Annotated in this window: 13 protein-coding genes and 1 pseudogene; 10 read left to right on the forward strand and 4 right to left on the reverse strand. The window is 59.6% G+C overall.

Annotated elements, in window-relative coordinates:
• Nucleotides 1-24: 24 nt before the first annotated feature.
• The 4 genes from ABSY17_RS10460 to ABSY17_RS10475 are packed head-to-tail and all read left to right on the forward strand — an operon-like array spanning nt 25 to nt 7,469.
• Nucleotides 25-3,180 (forward strand): hypothetical protein, encoded by a 3,156-nt coding sequence (locus ABSY17_RS10460; RefSeq protein WP_378950027.1) that lies wholly within the window; start codon nt 25-27, stop codon nt 3,178-3,180.
• A complete protein-coding gene (locus ABSY17_RS10465; RefSeq protein ID WP_378950028.1) occupies nt 3,180-5,165 on the forward strand; it encodes a hypothetical protein in 1,986 nt (661 codons plus the stop codon). Before ABSY17_RS10460 ends, ABSY17_RS10465 begins: the two co-directional genes overlap by 1 nt.
• A gap of 43 nt (nt 5,166-5,208) precedes the next feature.
• A complete protein-coding gene (locus tag ABSY17_RS10470; protein ID WP_378950030.1) occupies nt 5,209-5,751 on the forward strand; it encodes a hypothetical protein in 543 nt (180 codons plus the stop codon).
• A complete protein-coding gene (locus tag ABSY17_RS10475) occupies nt 5,751-7,469 on the forward strand; it encodes a tyrosine-type recombinase/integrase (RefSeq protein ID WP_378950032.1) in 1,719 nt (572 codons plus the stop codon). The genes ABSY17_RS10470 and ABSY17_RS10475 overlap by 1 nt, the downstream gene beginning before the upstream one ends.
• 81 nt (nt 7,470-7,550) lie before the next feature.
• On the opposite strand, the gene ABSY17_RS10480 is transcribed toward ABSY17_RS10475, so the two are convergent.
• Both ABSY17_RS10480 and ABSY17_RS10485 read right to left on the reverse strand, forming a co-directional pair.
• Nucleotides 7,551-7,676: a hypothetical protein gene (locus tag ABSY17_RS10480; protein WP_378952571.1), complete on the reverse strand. Its 126-nt coding sequence runs from the start codon at nt 7,674-7,676 to the stop codon at nt 7,551-7,553.
• A 48-nt stretch (nt 7,677-7,724) separates the two neighbouring features.
• Nucleotides 7,725-8,194: pseudogene (locus ABSY17_RS10485) on the reverse strand (recombinase family protein); the annotation flags it as partial.
• Between the two features lie 794 nt (nt 8,195-8,988).
• Here ABSY17_RS10485 and ABSY17_RS10490 point away from each other — a divergent pair.
• The 3 genes from ABSY17_RS10490 (at nt 8,989) to ABSY17_RS10500 (ending at nt 12,412) form a co-directional block, all read left to right on the forward strand.
• Nucleotides 8,989-10,284, forward strand: a complete 1,296-nt coding sequence (locus ABSY17_RS10490) for an epoxide hydrolase family protein (protein WP_378950034.1) — start codon at nt 8,989-8,991, stop codon at nt 10,282-10,284.
• 141 nt (nt 10,285-10,425) lie between these two features.
• The gene (locus tag ABSY17_RS10495) at nt 10,426-11,199 is read left to right on the forward strand and encodes an alpha/beta fold hydrolase (RefSeq protein WP_378952574.1); all 774 of its coding nucleotides are present in this window, start codon (nt 10,426-10,428) and stop codon (nt 11,197-11,199) included.
• Nucleotides 11,200-11,488: 289 nt separating this feature from the next.
• Nucleotides 11,489-12,412: an SDR family NAD(P)-dependent oxidoreductase gene (locus tag ABSY17_RS10500; protein WP_378950036.1), complete on the forward strand. Its 924-nt coding sequence runs from the start codon at nt 11,489-11,491 to the stop codon at nt 12,410-12,412.
• 133 nt (nt 12,413-12,545) lie between these two features.
• Here the strand turns inward: ABSY17_RS10500 and ABSY17_RS10505 are convergent, their stop codons facing one another.
• Both ABSY17_RS10505 and ABSY17_RS10510 read right to left on the reverse strand, forming a co-directional pair.
• Nucleotides 12,546-12,935: a cupin domain-containing protein gene (locus tag ABSY17_RS10505; RefSeq protein WP_378950038.1), complete on the reverse strand. Its 390-nt coding sequence runs from the start codon at nt 12,933-12,935 to the stop codon at nt 12,546-12,548.
• Between the two features lie 63 nt (nt 12,936-12,998).
• A complete protein-coding gene (locus ABSY17_RS10510; RefSeq protein WP_378950039.1) occupies nt 12,999-13,751 on the reverse strand; it encodes an SDR family oxidoreductase in 753 nt (250 codons plus the stop codon).
• 981 nt (nt 13,752-14,732) lie between these two features.
• Here ABSY17_RS10510 and ABSY17_RS10515 point away from each other — a divergent pair.
• The 3 genes from ABSY17_RS10515 (at nt 14,733) to ABSY17_RS10525 (ending at nt 17,932) form a co-directional block, all read left to right on the forward strand.
• Nucleotides 14,733-15,671 carry a LysR family transcriptional regulator gene (locus ABSY17_RS10515; RefSeq protein WP_378950041.1) on the forward strand — a complete coding sequence of 313 codons (939 nt, stop codon included), beginning with the start codon at nt 14,733-14,735 and terminating at the stop codon, nt 15,669-15,671.
• Nucleotides 15,672-15,879: 208 nt separating this feature from the next.
• Nucleotides 15,880-16,707: a shikimate dehydrogenase family protein gene (locus ABSY17_RS10520; protein WP_378950043.1), complete on the forward strand. Its 828-nt coding sequence runs from the start codon at nt 15,880-15,882 to the stop codon at nt 16,705-16,707.
• Between the two features lie 88 nt (nt 16,708-16,795).
• Complete coding sequence (locus tag ABSY17_RS10525; RefSeq protein WP_378950045.1) at nt 16,796-17,932, forward strand: ABC transporter substrate-binding protein; 1,137 nt, start codon at nt 16,796-16,798, stop codon at nt 17,930-17,932.
• Nucleotides 17,933-17,990 lie beyond the last annotated feature (58 nt).

The following is a 17,990-nucleotide window of genomic DNA, read 5'->3' on the forward strand; positions in this document are numbered from 1 at the left end:
CCATCAGGCGACTGGAAGGCGAAGATGCTCGACTTGAGAAATAGACGTCAGAACGAGGCGCCCGCACACGAAGAGGACCTGGTGCAAGCGTCACCATTCTCTCCTGTCGAGGACGCAATACTGCGTCAGGAAGGCCCGGTTGCCACGAGCCAAAGTCTTGGAACGGCGGCGGTGGCCAGCTTCGAGGAAGGGTGGATGGAAGCTCCTGTCACAGAAGGCGGGTTGGTGCAGGGTTTTCCATCGCTGCGTGTTCACCAGGCCTACAAGCCAGGTTCTACTAGGGCGCGGCTCGTCCTCATGCTCAATGAGTGTCTGGACAAAAAGCGAGTTCCTAGATCTAGGAACCGCACTCAAATCAGCCGGGTGCATTTCGCCAATCTATTAGGCGTCACTCCATCGAACATGTTGCAGTCTATGGACATCCTCAGAGACTACGAAGCAGTCTTGGAGTTCATCGAGCCGCTTTCTTCGCTTCCCGAACCGCAATTCGGGGCGAAACCTGGAGCTTTTGATCCCCTGGATGACGCGGCGCGGCAAGTTGCGTCCCTTTATCCGGACGTCTTGAAGCACCAGCACTACCCGTCGGAAAGCCGCGCCAAGAAAGTCGTTCAAATTCTGAATGACCAGATCGTCAGTGGCGGTCTCGAAAGGAGCCAAGGCGGCAAGATCAGCCGTAACAGGATCGCGGACCAACTTGGTACGAGGGGAATTGCCACGGCATACGTCCGGATTATTGAGGACTATGAAGAGGCGGTGGGTGGTAGGGAGTCAGCCACAGAAGCCAAGATTCCAGCCATGCGGGAATGGTTTGACAGGCAGATGTTGGGAGGAACACTTCAAATCCGAGATGGCAAAGTCGGCCGCGATCAGTTCTACAAGCAGTTTGGTCTGCCTGGATCCGCATTCACCCGCTATCCAAGGGTCGCGGCGCTTGTCGAGGAGTTCGATAAGAAGGTTCTGGCAGATGGCTACCAGCCGAGCGATGTGGCGGGGAAACTCGATGAGCTGAAAGCCATTCTGAAAGGTGACCCGCCGATCGCCAAGGACGGCCAAAGGATCGGCAAGAGGGCAATCGAAATTGCGCTGGGTTTGCCGCCGCAATCCCTTTCGCGTCCACCATACGTTTCACTCATCACCAGTGCCCAAGAGAAGCTCAGTAAGGCTCTGAGGGAAGATAAGCTGATCGCGTTCGCGAACGGTCGAATTTTCAACTTCGCCCGCCTTGTGGAGCAAGGGTGGCCGCGACCGTTCGCTATTCGTGCAAGGCGGTGTTTCGAACGTGCCTGTGGCAACAAAGGGCACGCCAAGACCCACTTCGCCGCCCTCACCGATCTGCTTTCGTTCTTTGCGAGCAACGATTCACAATCGTGTCGGGCACTTCGAGAGGGGATTGCGACCAGCGTCCCCCCTCAGGGGTTGGCACGCGACTTCACCGTTGCCACGCAGGAGTATCGCGATCGTCTAGGCGCGCTGTACGAGAATGTCGGCACTCGAAATGGCAAGGTCACGACAACCAATGCCGTCATCCGCTACCTCAGTGCTGACTCTGTGCTGCCTCCGTTGGAGCTCGCGCTTATCGGGTTTCGTAGCAACCGGAAGATCCACCTCCGCTCGATTGCCGAAGTGACGGGCAGCACGGTTCAGAAACGGACGACGTCCGTGGACGACTACCTGGCGTTTGCGACCTCGATGCTTAAGCAGGCTGCCGAAGTGCGCCAGATCGAGGTCAACGCGAAGGAGCAAGGCGACTTTACCAGTGTCCTGCGTGAGGAGCTCGAGTCGGAGGGTTTCACAGCAACAGACAATCCAGCGAGCTTGATCCTGAGAATCCTTGATCGGAGGCTCGGTCTCATCAAGCAGGCGGCGGCAGCGTTGGTCCAGGTCGGCCGCACGGATCTGGACCTGGGTGACGCGTTGCTTGAGCGCGGCCAGGATCCCGGCAATGATCTGGACAAAATTAACGCCATTGATGTCGGTCGGACGCAACGTCGGGAGCTTCTTCGCAAGTACTTTCCTGTCGATAACGATAGGGAGCAGGGGATCGCTAACCTGCTTAAGGTTGTCGCTCAGCGGTATGACTATCTCTATCCCGGTAGCGAGAAGGCTAGCCGTCCGGAGGGCCAATTCTTCGAGAAGCGGGCGCTGGAATATGGCGGGGCCACAAAGCTCCAAGGGTACCTTGTGCCTTCGCCGGGGGGCGTTGCCGCAGTGCTGACGCTCTACCTGCTTGAGTCAGGCAGCAACGTGTCCGTCGGCCGGACCCTCTATTTCGACTGCATCGAGACTACTGAGGAACCTCATCACAGCAAGGTCACCGGTTACAAAGCTCGCGCTGGTGGCAAACCGATTTTTGTGGTCCTAGAGGACAAAGGCGACGCCATTCGAGCCATGAAATGGCTCCGGGAAGCGGTCGGTCGGATACCGAATGTCGATAGCGAAACCAGGCGGCAGCTTTTCATCTCCAAGACAGCTGGCACGGTCAAGCTCATTGAAGAGGACACTTATCGGAACCACTTCAAGCGGCTGATTGCGTCGATACCGGAACTTGCGAACCTAGGGCTGACCCCAAACATGCTGCGGCCGTCTGTCCTCTTGAAGGCGGCTCTCGAGTCCGACGGTCGCACCCGACTTTCAATGGCGATCGGTCAGCATGGACGGGACGTTCATGAGGGCTACGTCAACAAGTATCCCATGCGCTATTTGCGCGATACCGAGATCCGGCACTTCCAGCACGCCATGGAGACCGTGGTTATCAGCGGCCTTGAAGCGGCACATGTGGCCCTTGGGGTCGACGCAGGCAGCATGGGGCGCCGCGTCGAGGCCGTTATGAAGACCGGCTTGGGTACTTTGTGCCGAAACCGAAACGGTCGACCAGGAAACGAGGGGGCTGCTTGCAAGTCCGTCGATTGCTGGAACGACTGTCCCCAGCTCGTCGTGATCGCCAAGAAGGAAGAGGTTGCCATCCTTCAGGTCTGGCAACACTCGCTCCGGCTTGTCGAAGGGGACTGGATCCGCGACCAACCTGAGCGGTGGGAAAGGGTTTGGCTCCCCTGGTTGTGTTTCGTTGATGCGGTGGAAGTGAAGATGCGGCAGTCGTTCGCGTCGGTGTGGCGAGAAGCCACAAAAATTTCAGAGACGATACTTTCTGCCCCCAATTTTCATCCGATGAGATTGTTCTGATGGCTGCAAGACTGAGTGTGAGGCCGCTTAAGAAGCACGGAATCGATCCAGAGAGCCGTAGACGCTCTTGGCTGGATGCATACGAGAACTCCCGGTGGACCGTAAGTGACACCGAAGGACTGGGAAAGGAGGAGACGATCAACTTCGACTTTCGGATGGCGGATGGTCGATCCCTGCTTGAACACGCCGATCTTTATGCCACTGCGAAGGAACTTTTATTCTGGATCCGCGCCGGCACCTACACCCGGTTTGATGACGCAAACCGCCATAAGCAATACGGCCATGCAATGCTGCGCATTTGCTACGGGCTGACGGCGAGAGGCCACTTTTCGTTTGCCGCGCTCACCTCCATCGACATCGACCTAATCTGTGAGGAGGCAGCGTTCGGCGTGGACGGCCTTACTGCAGCGTCAAAGCTCTTAAGGAATTCACTCGCTCCATATGACACTTGGAAGGATGTCCCGCGATCATTGATCAAGGACGGGGCTTTCGACCTCAAAGCTGTGGTGGATGCATTCAATCTTCCGCCGACCTGGGCGAGAAAGGAGTTGGGATCAGAACTGCAGGTCGCGACAGCGCGCCTGAAGGGTGTCAAAATCGCCTCAGTTGCCGATGTTAGAGAGCATCCGATCACCCAGCAGAACATTCAAACTGTCACGATGATCTTCGAGGCGCTGTTTGCGTTGCGTCACTTCATCGAGGCGACGGCCATCGCTTTCCGACCTTTCCCGGAGGGCGCCGCCCAGCGGGCGGCGGACCTAGGTAGCGCCAGCAACCGCACGCCAGTCCCTCCGCCCGAGCTTGCTCTGCGGTTGATGGAGAATTCGACACGCTACATCGTCGAACATAGCGACCATATTCTCGCTAGCCACCGGACAATTGTGGCTGCGCGGAAGCACGGGGCCTGGGACCGTGAGAGGGCAGAGGCGCTCCGGCCACAAATCAGCAGCCTTGGAGTGGCCTGCTACATCGTGATTGCTGCATTCACTGCGAGAAGGAGCGAAGAAATCAAGCTACTTGAGTGCGACTGCGTCGGGGGCAACGATCTCGATGGCTGGTGGATGAAAGTCTACATCGAGAAGACAGAGCGCCAACGCACATGGATTCCGATTCCGGGCATTGTTGCCCGCTCGGTCCAGGTGCTCCGCGCCCTCGCACGTGGTGGAGAAGGCGAGCCGGGCAGACTGTTGTTCGAACATCTGGATCCGGTGACAAACAGATACAGCGACCTGGGTCCAGAACGGTTGCTCAATGAGTTCGCTGAATCGATCGGAGCGCGCGAGTACGCCAATGACAACAGCGAGAAGATGGAGACCTGGAACTGGGTCACACGTCAATTTCGACGGTTCTTCGCGGTTCTGTTTTTCTATCGCTACAACGGAAGGCTCGAGACCCTTGCGCACCACCTGCGGCATTTCAATCTGCAGATGACGAACGACTACGTCACGCTCGACCCCGATAATGCAAGGGTCTGGACCCAAGAGGTATGGAACTACCAGGTTGAAGTTGCCCGCGATCTGGTCAGCGGACGTTCAGTCTATTCTGGTCCGATGGGGAAGCGCTTGAGCAAGCTGGCCAAGCGCTTGCGCGACAAGTTCTCAACGTCCGTGCTGGTAGTGTCTGACATCATAGCAAAAGCTCTAATCCGTCAGATGAAGAAGAACCAACTCGTGCTGACACCTAAACTCTGGGTGACCTGCACATGTCCGCGCAACCGCAAGGGCTGCGAGAAAGCGGCATGCAGGAAGTCTGCTGGGTTCGACGGCAACGACATCGGGCCAGACTTTTCGGCGGCCGGCCCCACGGTTTGCCCAGAATGCCCATGGGCGCTCATTGGGCCCGAGAACCTCGTGTACATCGATGAGCAGCTTGAGGCCATGTCAGTGAATGCTGCGTCTGGGCGCGAAATGACAATCTTCGCGGAACTGCAAGCCGCCAATGTTGTCGCGCTTAGCGGGTTCAGGGACGACCTAAAGCTCGCTTAACGGATTACTGATCCACGATTGAGACCGCAGGGGAGGCGAGAGGTTGTCAGTAGAGTCAGAATTCAAGGCCATTAAGGCTCTGTTCGAGGTCTGGGCCGTAGCCGGCGTGCCCACTGGCATCAGGTATCCGAAAACTCAGAGTGGTGCCGTGGGATGGTCCTGTGAGCAATTCGGGATAAAGGGCGTCGGTTCGAGACGCGATTTCAGAACGACCAGCCCCGAACACGGCACGATCGTAAAGGAAATAAAGGACCTTATCGCCAAGCTCAAGCCCGTCGAAGAAGTTGGCACGCTCAAGCGCAACAATGGCAAGGTCGAGGCGGCGCGCGGCTACCGGACCCAGAAAGAGAGGCGCTTTGCTGCGGAGGATCAAACCGCTCACTACCGAGCGATGCTTGAGAACACCCTCACGCAACTCCAAGAAACGCGGCAGACGCTGGCAAGCCTCGAACGCGACCTTAAGGTTGAACTTCAGCGCGCCGCGGAGTTGAGGCGTGAGAACGCGAAGTTCCAGGAGGACAACGCTCAACTCAAGCGGCTGCTGGTGACGAGAAACGGCATCCTGCATATCGTGGAGCAGCCCTGATGGAGGTTAGACGCATTCCGAAGGATGCGGCTCAGGGAGAAACGGCAGTTATCTCCAACCAGTCAAAAAGCGATCTGTTTCTTCAGCGCCTTTGCCAAATCTTTGAAACTTGCAACCCCGCACAGATACCTGCCTACAATTCCCGGCCTTCCCGCAAATGGCTTGCCGACCAGATTGGTTGCTCGCCATCAACGCTGACGACCAGTTATCGGCTGCGAAGTGTGCTGGAAGCGTGGGAGAGAAAGCACCGGTCAGATATGGTGAGCACGGCTCGGCGTGCAGAGGATGATGACACCAATGTAGCTTTCCTCGGGAAGAAGAAACCGACAGCAGGCCAAATCTTCAGAATTCCTGTGACCGTAAGTCGCTCCATCAAGGGGCAGACTCTGGAAGTTCCGACGCTGATTTGGGAGGAGGGGCTCGACGAGTGGGTTGGCGACTACGCGCGCCATCTTCGCTTCGCGTCAAAGCTAGCCTACTCCAGCGTAGAGGAGGTCGTGAAGAAACTCCGGATTTTCCGGCGGTTCCAGCACGAACTTCGCGTCCCCTTCGAGCACGTGAATGATGACTTTCTGCTTGCTTGGCAGGGCGCGATGGCGAGCTCGCCGCGATCGTCCGAGAGGCGCAGGGACGAATGCATCTCGACGGTCCACGATTTTTTCAAATGGGCCGAGGATCGCGGACTCTTGAAGAACCACATTCAGATGGCGGCGAGGCACGAGTACAAGGACCTTTCCGAGGACTACGTTTTTCCGATCTCCAGTACGCAGGTCATGGTTCGGGGCAGGCACGGGCAGTCTTACGCCAAATGGGTTTCGACACTGACTGGCGGCCGCCACCACCACACATACGGCATGCGGCATACACCGACATCAGCGGAAGTTCTGAGGTTAGGTGACGAGGTCGAGCTGCACCAACGTAACAGCGTGCGCAACAAACTAATCATGGACTGGGCGCTGTGCTGCGGGGCTCGGGTCAGCGAAATCGTTCAGATCAAGGAAAGCGACTTTCCAGGGCTGAACTCCATCGGCGAGCTTTTTGGCGAGGGCAGCAACGGCGCGAATTATGAGGTGTGGGTGGAGCGCAAGAACCGTGGGCGCAGCTTGCTGCGGGCTCCTATTGACCTGGTTCTTCGTACGGTTGAGTACCTGGCTTGCGACGAGGATAGGCAAAAAATCATTGCTGCTCGTCTTAATGGCGCATGCACAAACGACAGGTTTGTCTTCCTTTCCGAGAAAACTGGTAGTGCGCTCACAACAGATAGCGTCACTCGCATTTTCGGTCACTTCTTCAGGAAAGTCGGGATCAAAAAGGCGAACATCCATCGCCTCCGTGCGAAGTACATCACCGAGGTGATCGAGTCCCAATTGGATCGGTTGGCCGAGGGAGGCGTCGATGTTGATCCCACCTCGAATTGGCAGGAAACGGTGCTGGTGATGGCCACGCAGTTGATGGGACATTCGCATCCGATATCGCTGGTGCCATATCTCAACGAAATTCTGCAGCGCCGTGCCACGAAAGATGGCAAGGTGCACCCACGTTCAATCGAGGCTAGAGAGCGTGCTGTTGATGATCTGGTTCGTCAGACAGCCAGTCGCTTCAAACATCACGCCGGATTGGCCGCTGCTGCCAGGCTGATTGGCGAGAGCAGGCACGCTGAAGCCCGAGAGGTCGTGCGGGAAGTTCTTGAGCAGCTAGACGAACTTGTTCCGAAATGATCCGGCCGCGACAAAGTCTTACCTTACCGTGCGCAACATGGATGTCTGTGAGGGGCGCAGGAACTTGGGTTGCGAAGGTAACTAGGCAACCTTTTGCATTTCCGCGATCTTCTGGAATTCGGAAAGAATGTCGGGATAATTTTGCGCCATGTACCTGACGATGCTCGCCCTCTCAAGCAAACGGCTAACGTAGCCTATCGCCAGCACGACGTCGAGGTGATCGCGGCCATAGTCCTGCTCAATCGCCTTGAACTTAAATCCAGCTGATCCTCCTTGCCTGAAGCCGAGGCGGACAAGATGCGACTGCCCGGCAAACACCTTTACAGACAGCTCCCTACTGTACTCTCCCGCCATTGCCCGCTTGACCGTTTTGACAATCGAGGAACCCATGCTGCCATCATTCTCGAATTGTTCAGCGCAGTAGTGCACGCTCACACCCGCATGCTTGCACCTCAATTCGATGGCTGCAGCTTCGTCCGGATCTTGGAAACGTCCCCAACGGCTGACATCATATACCAGAACTGCCATGAATCCTGGCGACGAATGCTCGACGAATGCTCTATGTCGCTCAGCAGCGTTTGAAGAGCGTCTCGACCGACCAGGCGCAAACCGCTTTTGCCCGCATCCGCGTATGTCCGGACAATCTCAAAGCCGCGAGTTTCCGCATATCGACTGATTGCTGACATCTGGTTGTCGGTCGAGTATTTTTGATGCTCGGTCGACATCCGAACGTACTGGGCGGCTGGAATTTTGAATCCTGTGGGCCCGGCCTCACCCCCGCCCGGCATAGCTGCGGCGCTCGTTGACGACGCGGGTTCCACTCATCTGGCTGCGAAGACGGTGATGCGTTGGACGAGTGTGTGTGAGCGAAGTGCGAGGCATTGGCTCAGTGGAGACTACGGCCCTGGGGGACGGCACCTAATCCTTCTTGCCCGCAACTCCGATTCAATTATGAGAGCCATCCTCAGGCTAGCCGACCGGGAAGGCATCGAGCTCATCATTGGACTGAAGGCAGCACGGGCCGCACTCGGAAGAGCGGCCGCAATCATCGATGCGCTGCAAGAAAGGCAATAGAAATCCTAGCGCAGTCTTAAGAACCGCCTTCCTGACGGCAGGGCTGCGTCCCGAAGGCAGGGACGCAACAGGATCGACATGACGACATGGTAGGAACTGGCGGATACAAGCTACCTAGCCCAAGCGCACACAGGCACCGCGAGCGCCTGATGGCGACAATTTCCGTCGATATCCGCCGACTGAAGAGCGAGGCGCTGCAAGAAGTGACTCGGACGTGGCGTGAGCCAATTTCTTGACCTGATAGCTCTGCTTGGCGGGACGCGTCGCCGCAAAGTTCGACCGATAGCCCGAGAGGCGCGCCTTCAGTTTGGTTCCACGTCGTGACCCGTTGACATTGTCCCGGACGGGGGACTTTCCTGAAGTGCCCTAAGAACGTCCGGTTCTGAGGAACTTTCCTGTTCGCGATGCGTTCGCTCGCAATGTCCGATTGAACAGGAGGATGACCATGTCATCGGTTCAAAATCCGACTCGACGAAAGGTTCTGGCCACTGCCGCGGCGATGGGGGCAGCCGGGGTGCTGCCTGGGAACGCGGCTGTCGCTGCGGGCAACGATGTCATTCGGCCTTTCCAGTTTTCATTCCGAGACGAGGACCTGGCCGACCTTCGCCGCCGCGTGCAGGCGACCAAATGGCCTGACAGGGAGCAGGTGGTGGACACGACGCAAGGTGTTCAGCTGGCGACGATGCAGCAGCTCGCGCAGCACTGGGCGACGGAGCACGACTGGCGCAAGTGCGAAGCCAGACTGAATGGCGTGCCTAATTTCATCACCGAGATAGACGGTCTCGACATCCACTTCATTCATGTGCGCTCAAAACACGAAAACGCGCTGCCGATGATCGTCACGCATGGCTGGCCGGGCTCGATCGTCGAGCAGATGAAGATCATTGCGCCGCTGACCGATCCTACGGCACATGGCGCGAGCGCCGCGGATGCCTTCGACCTCGTCATTCCCTCGCTGCCCGGCTATGGCTTTTCCGGCAAGCCGATAGCTGTCGGCTGGAATCCCCCCCGTATCGCGAAAGCCTGGGCCGAGTTGATGCAGCGCCTCGGCTACTCGAATTACGTGGCGCAGGGTGGCGATTGGGGCAATGCCGTTACCGAGGACATGGCGCTGCAACAGCCGCCCGGCCTGCTCGGCATCCATACCAACATGCCAGCTACGGTTTCGCCCGAGATTAACCACTCGCTCGCGGTGGGCACGCGGCCCGCCGGCCTCACGCCGGACGAGCGCAACGCCTGGGATCAGCTCGACTTCTTCAACAAGAATGGTCTCGGCTACGCGATCGAGATGAACAACCGGCCGCAGACCCTTTACGGGCTCGCAGATTCCCCCGTTGGCCTGGCGGCATGGATGATCGATCACGACGACCGAAGCCAGAAGATGATCGCCCGCGTCTTCGCCGGCCAGAGCGAGGGGTTGTCGAAGGACGACGTGCTCGACAATGTCACGCTTTACTGGCTGACGAACACCGCCATCTCCTCGGCGCGGCTCTACTGGGACAACGCGCACCATCCGACGGGCGGTTTCTTTGACATCAGGGGCATCACGATCCCCGTGGCCGTGACCGCCTACCCGGACGAGATCTACACCGCTCCGCGGAGCTGGGCCGAGAAGGCGTATCCGAAGCTGATCCACTACAACAAGGCACCGAAGGGCGGCCACTTCGCGGCCTGGGAGCAGCCCGAGTTCTTCGTGTCGGAGATGCGCGAATCCTTCAGGCCGCTGCGCGAGTCGAAGTGAAAGGAACACGGCGCGCGCCATGGGGGGCGCCGTGCTCGTTGCCCGAGACCACAAGGAAGGACGCGCCTGGAGCTCCGATGAATGCGCCGCGCTCGTTAGCGAGGGATTCCCATTGATCGAAAGGAGGAAGTTGACATGAAAATGCTCACGGCTGTCCTCGCATTGGCTGGCTTCTTGCTGACAGGTTTAGTGGCAATGGCGCAGCCGGCCAAGCCGACCATCGTGCTTGTGCACGGCGCCTTCGCCGACTCGTCCAGTTGGTACGGTGTGATCGGCATACTGGAGAAGGCTGGCTACCCCGTTGTCGCCGTCGCAAATCCACTACGCAGCGTGAAGGGCGACGCCGACACGGTCCGTAGTCTGGTTGCCACCATCAAATCGCCTATCGTGCTCGTCGGGCATTCCTATGGTGGCATGGTGATCAGCGCTGCGGCGAACGGCGAGGCGAACGTCAAAGCGCTCGTCTATGTCGCAGCCTTCGCGCCGGAGGCGGGAGAGAGTGCCGGCGGCCTCAATGCCAAGTTTCCCGGTAGCCTGATCGGCCCTGACACGCTGGCACAGCCGGTGGCCTTGGCAGGTGGCGGCAGCGATCTCTATGTCCGACAGGAGAAGTTCCACGAAGCCTTCGCGCCCGACCTGCCCGTGGCCGCTGCGAAACTGGCGGCGGCGGCACAACGGCCGATCACCGACATTGCCTTCGGCGAAGTGGCAGGCGAGCCCGCTTGGAAGACCATCCCGTCTTGGTTTGTCTACGGTGACCACGACACCGCGATCCCGCCGAAGCTGCATGCGTGGATGGCCGACCGTGCCCATCCGCGCGAAACGGTGGTCGTCAAGGGCGCCTCGCATGTCGTGATGATTTCGCACTCTAAGGCTGTGGCTAAGGTCATCGAAGAAGCGGCAAACGCACCTTAAAGAGATTCCCCCTCGGGCGGGGCCAAGCGTAACCTCGAGGTGTTCCAATGATCGAGAGTAATGGTCGCCGCCACTTTCTGGAGGGGCGCAGCAACATTGGCTGCAACACGGACCGGAGAGCTTCATGCTGCGACCAACCGTTCATTTCAGCCGCTACGATGTCTTTCTCGTAGCCGGGGGACGCATGAAGCGGCGTCAATTTCTCGATTTACTCGCAAATGCACGCCGGTAGCGGCGCGCTCGCCGCGTCGCCAGTTCGTCTTTTTGAATGTAACCCATGGTCAGCGACATGACGACGAAACATAAACACGACACTCCGATCCTCGTGACCGGAGCAGCCGGCGCTGTGGGCGGCATCGGCCGCAACCTCACCAAATTCCTGCTCGCAAGGGGGCACAAGGTGCGCGCCTTGGTTCGGCGTGAGGACGAGCGCGCCGAAGCCCTACGGCGGCTCGGTGCAGAGGTCGTAGAGGGCGACCTGACGGACCTCGCCTCGATGCACCGCGCCATCGAAGGTTGCGAGCGCATCTATTTCGGAATGTCTGTCTCGGCCGCCTACCTGGAGGCCACGATCAACACCGCCGCGGTGGCGCGCCACCACGGCGTCGAGGCTTTCGTGAACATGTCGCAGATGACAGTCACGCAAATGAGCATTAGCGAGACCACCGATAGCCCGCAACACAAGCTGCACTGGCTGGCGGAGCAGGCTCTGTCCTGGTCGGGACTGCCGGTCGTCACGGTGCGGCCGACAGTCTTCCTCGAGGGCTTCTTTCTTCAACTCGCCGCCCCCGGCGTGCGGGCCTCCGACGAGTTGGCGCTGCCCATGGGCGGCGGTAAGACCTCGCCGATCTCGGCGGTCGACGTGGCGCGTGCGGTAGCAGTGATCCTCGACGACCCCCCACCGCATATCGGACAAATCTACGATCTGACGGGGCCAGAATCAGCCGATCTGGACCACTATGCGCGCGTCTTCTCCGAGGCGCTTGGCAGGCGCATCCGATATCGCGACGTCCCACTCCCGGCGTGGAGCGAAAGCCTTCGTCAGGCGCGGTTTCCTGAACACCTCGTCAGGCATCTCTCGGCCATGGCCGAGTTGACCAGGCAGGGGCGTTACGACCGCATGACGGACACCGTCTGCAAGCTCACTGGCGAAGTACCGACGAACATGCGTGACTTCGTAAAGCTCCATGCCGCTGAGTTCAAGCAGCGCTGACCAGCGCGCGAGTTGCGCCATTCCGTTTTATGAGTACACGTCCTAGTTCGGCCCTAACCCAACAAGCGGTCAGTATTCCCAGGGACCCGGTACCCATCGAAAGACGTCGCCGTCGACCGCCACATGGCAACCGTCACTGCGCGGGCGTGACCGCCGGCGCGCCCTTGTCCTTGATCAACAGCACCAGGAATTTCGCCGGCTGGGTGGCGCTTGCGTTCCTATCGACGACATGAATATCGTCGGGTCCTTCATAGAAGGACTGTCCTGGTGTCAGTGTCACCTGTTGTCCGCCCTTCAGCTGCATCACGACGGAACCTTCCAGCACGTAAACAAACGCATGTGCATTGTGTCGGTGGATAGCGCTCGACCCGCCGGGCGCATGCTCGACTATGATCATTAGGGCTTCCCTGCCGGGACTCTCCGGAAGATCCATGGACATGAGTGACGTGACCTTGGGCTCCTGAGCCATCGCCGTGCCGGTCATGAGGCACAGAAGAACCAACGCAACGAGTTTGATCGTCATAATCGCCTCTTTCGTTCCTTGCCCGCCCCCCTCGGACAGACTGGGCATGCCTCCGATAAGGGATCAGGCAGGTGCCTGTGAGCGGCGGAGCCATTCGTCGAGACCGATGCGGCCGAGGCGCGCCTCACCCAACGGAACCAGCGAGTGCTCTTCGACCCGGCCGCCGTAGTATCCGGCCTCGGTGTCGCTCACGACCTGACGCGGGTCGCCAACCGCCTTAAGATAGCGGGCGACGAATTCGTTGAACGGCGCTCGTTCCGGGCCGGCGATCTCGACGATGCCGCGTCGCGGCGGCGCGATTGCCACATCGGCAACGACGGCGGCAACGTCGTCCGCCGCAATGGGCTGGAACAGGATAGGCGGGATCCTGACAATGCTTCCATCCGCACTTGAATCGGCGATGCCGCCGAGGAATTCTAGAAACTGGGTCGCGCGGACGATGGTGTATGGGATGCCGGAGGCCCTGATCAGTTTCTCTTGGGATACCTTGGCGCGGAAATAGCCATTATCTGTCCGGTCGATTGCGACGATTGACAGCGCGACATGGTGCCGGACGTTCGCCGCGGCCTCCGCCGCGAGAAGGTTGCGACCAGAGGTCTCGAAGAATTGAAGCACTGCCTTGTCTTCAAATGAGGGTGAATTGGCGAGGTCGATCACCACCTGCGTGTCCGCCATGGCCTCTGTGAGGCCCTCGCCGGTGATCGTGTTAACGCCGCTGCTGGGCGAGGCGGCGACGACCTCGTGGCCGCCCTGACGCAGAATGGCGACAGTCTTCGTGCCGATCAGGCCAGTGCCGCCAATGACGACGATCTTCATAGGTTCATCCTCCCTTGTCGACGATGGTCGGCAAGTTCGCGGGCCGCTGTGCTTCCGTCAGCCGCCATGCCGCTCGGTGGCGGGCGGCCTGGTATTGCTCTGAGGGCCATCAACCTGCGAAGAGCTCACGCAGAAATGCCGACGCCTGATCAACGTCACCATGCACCGCGAGCAGCGCGACCACGGCCGTCGCCGGCGATCGCAATTCGGCCGGCATCCGCTGGGCGCCGGCGAGCACGTTGCGCGCCGCTCGGGCGAGAGAGTATAGCTGGGCGCTGCGCCGGCAAGACTGTCGATGAAGGCTTGTGCGGCAGGCTCGAGCTGACTCTTGAGGTTCCTCCATTCGTCGTCAGCCCTTCGCGAAGCTCCTACAATCGGTTCTGCGAGGGGATGCGCCATTGAGCGATCCGATCATGTGGTTTGTTTGGTGCGGCGCACGCAGAATATTGAGCGCCCGCGCTATCATTTCGCGGCGTGGAGGAACACTTGGCATGCGCTCATCCTGGCCGAGAGCAGCCTAGTGAGCGGAATCATAGCACGTCTCGCGAACATGCGGTCATCACGTTTGCGAAGGCGGATATCCGTACCAGAGCGGGCTGCAATGTCTCTTGTGGTCAGCGGCCACTCGATGCGTGTTCTAGAATGACCGCAACAAGAATTACTGCAACAGGTCAGGTCTCAACAACGTCCGCGTCACCCGAATGTCCGCTCTTTGAATATCCATAGCCGAAAGCTGCCAGTCCGAATTCGGCCCCCAAACCGCCAGTCAGCAATGCGCCCCATGCCAGCCATTCCGGTGGTCTCGATCGTCTACCAAAAGCAGTCATTGCTGGCGCCCCGTCGTCGGGAGGTTGAGGGCGACACCCGCGTCCGGGTGCTTGGCGCAGACCTGTGCCATGCTTCGCGGCCGGACCATTTGCATTGAAGGCACCGCGTAGTAATCGAGAACGATCGGAATAGCCAAGGAAGCGAACGCGGCTCATGCTGACACTGCGCCAGATCGAGGTCATTCGGGCCATCATGGTGACCGGCAGCATCGCCGGGGCTGCCCGGTTGCTCAATGTCGCGGCGCCGGGAATCAGCCGCTTGATGAAGTACTCGGAAGACTCTCTCGGAGTCCGGCTCTTCGATCGCCGAGCGGGGCGGTATGTGCCGACGCCACAGGCTCGCAACATCTTCGACCTGCTCGACACGGTGCACCGCAAGATCGATGATCTCCAATCAGCCGTTGCAGACCTGGGGCGCGGCAAGAGCCAGGAACTTTGCATCGCTTCGGTTCCCAGCATCGCCAATGTCATGGTGCCGCGTGCAATCGCAGGATTGCGACGCCGCTATCCGGATCTCGACCTCGACATCAACATCCTCAAGATCGAGGAGGCCATTGACTATCTCCTGCTGGGACGCGGCGAGATCGTGGCGATTTCTTCGCGCTTCGAACATCCACTGATCGACTTTGAGCTGTTGGCGAGCGGCAGGCTGCTCTGCATCGTGCCGGAGACGAGCACATTGGCATCGCGCAAGAAGATAACGCCGCAGGAGATGTCGGAGCATCCATTGATCGGTATCAATCCCAAGGACCCCTATGGTGCCATCATGGCCGCGATGTTCACCAATTCGGGCATCGAATACCGGATGAACATCAAGGCCCGCTTTGGCACCACGGTCTGTAGCCTGGTGGCTGCCGGGCTTGGCATCGCCATCATCGACGAGTTCACGGTGGCGCATGGGGCCGTTCCCGGCCTGAAGTGCATCGAGATCGATGCCGAGAGCATATTTCACACCTACGCCGCGTACCGCAACGACCTGCCGTTGTCGGTCTATGCCGAGCAGTTTCTGGCGACGCTCAGAAAGGAAATGATGAGCGTGAGTTCAATCGGAGGTCACGCCAAGCCGACACATCGGCGATCCCGACACCCGTAACATCATGTTATGTATGTCGCAGATATTGGTAGGCGATATTCCTGCCGGGCTTCGCTAACGTTCAACCAAGAGAAATGTCGAAACTTGGTTGGGGGAGCATGCGCGAACAGCGACGCGATAGCAGCATCAGACTGCCTCGATTTCGAGACTGGATGGCTGCCCGGTTGCCCGCCGCGCGCGAGGCAGTCGCTGTCGGAACGTCCGGCACATGACTGGCTTCATTCCGTCTGGTGGTACCCGGTTGTTTCCGGTCGTGGGGGATCCGATCGCGCAGGTGCGCTCGCCCGAAGTCATTACGTCGATACTGGCTGCACGTGGCGAGGATGCGGTGGTCGTTCCAATGCATGTTTCTCCTCCGAACCTTTGCCAGGTCTTGTCGGCCATATACGAGGTTCAAAATCTGAGCGGAGCACTGGTAACCGTGCCGCACAAGCACGCCGCGCTTTCGCATTGCGCGTCCGTGACCGACCGCGCCCGCTTCGTCCAAGCCGTAAACGTCGTACGCCGGACCGATGACGGTTGGCACGGCGACAATACCGACGGCCAGGGCTATCTGGATGGCATCGAGCGGGAGGGTTTTGTTGTCAGGGGGAAGCGGGCCCTGCTCGTCGGCTGCGGCGGTGCGGGCGCGGCAATCGCCCTGGAGATTCTGGAGCGCGGAGCAGCGCAACTGGCCGTGCACGACATCGACCTCGCGCGGCGAGACGAAGTTATCGAAAGACTGTCGGAGCGCTTCCCCGGCCTGGTCGTCGCCGGAAGCGCCGACCCGACGGGCTTCGCTCTCGTCGCCAATGCCACGCCGATGGGCATGAATCGGGACGACCCGTTGCCGGTGGATGTGTCGATGCTCGAGCCGTGGCAGTTCGTCGCCTGCGTCGTCACCAAGCCGGCAGTCCCGCCACTGATCGCCGAAGCTCGTCGCCTCGGCTGTCCGACCATGACGGGTACGGGCATGTTCGACGCCCAGGCCGAGACGCTCGCCGACTTTCTCCTCGGATATGGTTGGGGAGGACGGATTCTCGTGGAAGAGGCGTAGTTTCGTCTCCTAACAGATTGACTTTGTTGGGTGGCACTTCATGGAGACGGTGCTGCAATAGCCCAATTGACGTTTATGGGAGGACCTTATGTATCGTAAATACTTGCTGGCAATGTCGACCGCTGTGTGGGCAGGCCTGGGCGCGGCCCAGGCACAGGAAACCGTCAAGATCGGCATGATTGCCGAACTGTCCGGCCCCGGCGCTCCTTCGGGCACCAACTGGCGCGACGGCATCAAGATCGCCGTTGAGGAGATCAATGCCGAAGGTGGCATTCTGGGCAAGGCGGTCGAAGTCCCCGAATACGACACCCAGACGGATCCGCAGGTTTCGCGCGCGCTCATGCAGAAGGCGATCGACGAAGGCGTCTTTGCAGTCCTGGGCACGATCTATTCCGGCTCGACCATGGTCAACATGCTGGTTGCGCAGCAAAACTCCACGCCGCAGTTCGTCGGCTCGGAAGCGCCGGCCGTCGTCGAGAAGGGCAACCCCTTCATCTTCCGCACCTCGTCCGGCGCGCAGAAGGGCGTTCCCGCGCTGACGGCCTATTTCACCGACACGCTGAAGGCAAAGAAGGTCGGCGTGGCCTGGATCAACAACGAGTTCGGCAAGGGCGGTCATGACGTCTTCGTGGCCGAAATGCAGAAGGCCGGCATCGAGGTCATTGCCGACGTGGCTTCCGAACAGGCTCAGACGGACTACGCCGCCGACGTCTCCAAGCTCAAGGCTGCGAACCCCGAAGCAGTCTTCGTCTACATGAACCAGGAAGAGTCCGCGCGCTTTCTGATCGAAGCCAAGAAGCAGGGCCTTTCGATGCCGCTCGTCGGCGAGGTCACGCTGACTGAGGCCAAGGTCATCGAACTCGCCGGAGACGCAGCAGAAGGCGCCATCGCCCATGTTGGCGTGACCGCCACGGCAACCGACGTCCCCGGCATCGGCGCCTTCGCCAAGAAGTTCGAGGAAACCTTCAAGCGCAAGCCGACGCATGACGCGATCAAGGGCTACGTCGGCGCCTGGACGACCAAGTACGTCACCGAACTGGTCGGCGCATTTGACGGTGAAGCCTTCGCCAACAAGATGCACGGCCTCTGCCTGAAGGTCGCGGACCATCCGAAGATCCTGCTCGACACCTGCTGGGACGAGCGCGGCGAGATGTCCCGTCCGAGCTTCATGGTCCAGGTCAAGGGTGGCGCACCGGTCGTGATCGGCACCGTTCCGGCCAACTGATCGTCCACTCGTCCACTATGCCGCGGCGGTCGCCGCCGCGGCCATAACCCGAAAAGAC

The sequence above is a fragment of the Mesorhizobium sp. ANAO-SY3R2 genome (genome assembly GCF_042466635.1).
Lineage (GTDB): Bacteria > Pseudomonadota > Alphaproteobacteria > Rhizobiales > Rhizobiaceae > Aminobacter.